3 protein-coding genes are annotated in these 2,719 nt (G+C 36.2%); all 3 read left to right on the plus strand.

Annotated elements, in window-relative coordinates:
* The coding region (locus MR593_RS00905) for a D-2-hydroxyacid dehydrogenase (protein WP_290685947.1) at positions 1-813 on the plus strand (813 nt) is incomplete at its 5' end.
* A gap of 29 nt (positions 814-842) precedes the next feature.
* Entirely contained in the window at positions 843-1,553 is a 711-nt protein-coding gene (locus MR593_RS00910) for a DUF5714 domain-containing protein (RefSeq protein WP_290685950.1), read from the plus strand.
* A gap of 177 nt (positions 1,554-1,730) precedes the next feature.
* A partial coding sequence (locus MR593_RS00915; RefSeq protein ID WP_290685952.1) for a uracil-xanthine permease family protein occupies positions 1,731-2,719 on the plus strand: 989 nt, incomplete at its 3' end.

A 2,719-nucleotide genomic window follows, 5' to 3' on the forward strand; every position in this document is an offset into this window, starting at 1 on the left:
AGCCCAAAGGTAGAAATGGTAAAGGGTTCAACTAATCTAAAATGGCTTCACTTAAACACAGCAGGGGTAGATCAATATATAAAGGATGGAATTTTGGCAGAGGATGTAGTTTTAACTAATTCAACAGGAGCATACGGCCTAGCAGTATCAGAGCACATGTTTGCAATGCTTCTAGAAATAATAAAAAAATTACACCTTTACAGAGACAACCAAAACGAAAGAATATGGAAAAGTGAAGGTCAAGTAAAGACAATTTACAATTCAAAGGTACTGATTGTAGGTCTAGGCAACATAGGATGTAACTTCGCAAAAATGGTAAAAGCATTCGGCGGATATACAATCGGCGTAAAGAGAAGACCGAGCGAAAAACCTGATTTCATAGACGAATTATATTTAAACGACGAGTTAGACAACTTGCTACCAAATGCCGATATCGTAGCACTTTGCCTACCTTCAACAAAGGAAACTCAAAAATTATTCTCAAGAGAGAGAATAGCTCTTATGAAGGCAGGCAGTATTTTACTAAATGTAGGTAGAGGCGCATCTGTAGATACAGAAGCTCTATGCGATGCTGTCGAAAGCGGACATTTACTAGGAGCAGGGATAGACGTTGTAGACCCAGAGCCACTTCCAGCTAATCACAGACTTTGGGGCATAAAAAACATAGTCATGACACCACATGTTTCAGGATGGTATTACCTAGCTGAAACTTATGAACGTATATTTGACATAAGCTTAGATAATTTGAAGAGATTTTTAAATGGGGAAGAATTAAAAAACATAATAGATTTCAACACAGGATATGTAAAATAAATCGATATTTACAAAGGGGAGAGATATTAGTGAAACAAGTAGAAGAATGTCTTATATGTGGTAAAAAATTAAAGTATCTAAACGAGTCAGAAGAGATGGAATGTGTAATCTGTGGCAAAAAAGTTATGAGTAAGGCGTGCTGTGTAGATGGCCATTTTGTCTGTGATGAATGCCACAACAAGGGAGTAGACCTTATAAAATTTGCGTGCTTGAGCTCATCAAGCAAAAATCCTTACGAAATAATCACAGATATAATGAAAAAGGACTTCATACACATGCACGGTCCAGAACACCACACATTAGTAGGTGCAGCACTACTTACTGCATATAAAAATGCAGGTGGCGACATAGATTTAGAAAAAGCCCTAAAAGAAATGGAGATAAGAGGCCAACAAGTTCCAGGAGGAGCTTGTGGATTCTGGGGAGCTTGCGGTGCAGGCGTATCAGTAGGTATATTCATAAGCATAATCACGGAGGCAAGCCCTCTCACTACAGAAACCTGGGGACAATCAAATTTAGCTACTTCAGAGGCCTTGAAGAAAATAGGCGAAGTTGGGGGACCTAGATGCTGTAAGAGAGATTCATACCTAGCTATCGGAACTGCAATTGATTTTGTAGCTGATAAATTCGGAATTTCTATGGAAAAATCAGATGTAACTTGTCAGTTTAGCGATAGAAATGCACAATGCATCGGTAAGAGATGCCCGTTTAATCCAAAAAATAAAATAACAGACATTTAAATAAATAAACTACGAAATATCCAGTCAAAAGATGATTGTTCTTAGACTGGATATTTTAATTGTTCATAAAAAATCGAAAAATAATGATTTATGTAATTGTATTACAAAAAAATTTATAGTATTATAAAAGTGCATTTATAAATAGATGTAAAAATTACAAAAGGAAAAGGAATTATTATGGAAAAAAGAAAAGAAACAAGTTCTAGTATCAGTAACATCTATCAGTTAGACGGACGTGTTCCTGTGGCTAAAGCGATTCCATTTGGATTGCAACACATACTTGCTATGTTCGTAGCTAACTTAACTCCGATTATGCTAATTGGAGCTGCTTCAGGCTTAGCACAAGAGCAAATTACAATGCTATTGCAAAATGCTATGTTTATGGCAGGGATTGCAACATTAATTCAGTTATATCCTATTGGTAGAGTAGGATCAAAATTGCCGATTGTTATGGGTGTAAGCTTTACAGTCGTCACAATTTTATCTTACATAGGTACGCAATATGGATATCCAACTGTTGTAGGTGCAGTTATTGTCGGCGGTATTTTTGAGGGGACAATAGGTCTATTTGCAAAATACTGGAGAATAATTATCACACCAGTTGTCTCTGGTCTTGTAGTTACAACTATAGGTTATTCTCTACTAACTGTAGGTGTTCGTTCATTTGGTGGAGGATATACAGAAAATTTTGGTTCTGCACAAAATCTTATGCTTGGATTAATTACATTAGCAGCATGTCTATTATTTAATATTTTTGCAAAATCATATTGGAAGCAATTATCTGTATTATTTGGTTTATTAGTGGGATATGTGGTTGCAATTTTCTTAGGCGTTGTGGATTTATCAGGAATTTTATCTAACGGTATAATAGCATTCCCTAGAATTTTACCGATAGCACCAGAGTTTAATATCAATGCAATTGTATCTGTGTGCATTATATTTATGGTTTCAGCAGCTGAAACTATAGGTGATACATCTGCAGTAGTTGCAAAGGGATTGGATAGAGAAATCACAGAAAGAGAAATCTCAGGCTCTCTTGCATGTGATGGATTTGCCAGCTCTATAACAGGTTTATTTGGATGTCCACCAGTTACATCATTCAGCCAAAATGTCGGTCTAATCGCTATGACAAAGGTAGTAAATAGATTTACACTTATGACAGGAGC

It is taken from the genome of Intestinibacter sp., assembly GCF_022780145.1.
Taxonomy (GTDB): domain Bacteria; phylum Bacillota; class Clostridia; order Peptostreptococcales; family Peptostreptococcaceae; genus Intestinibacter.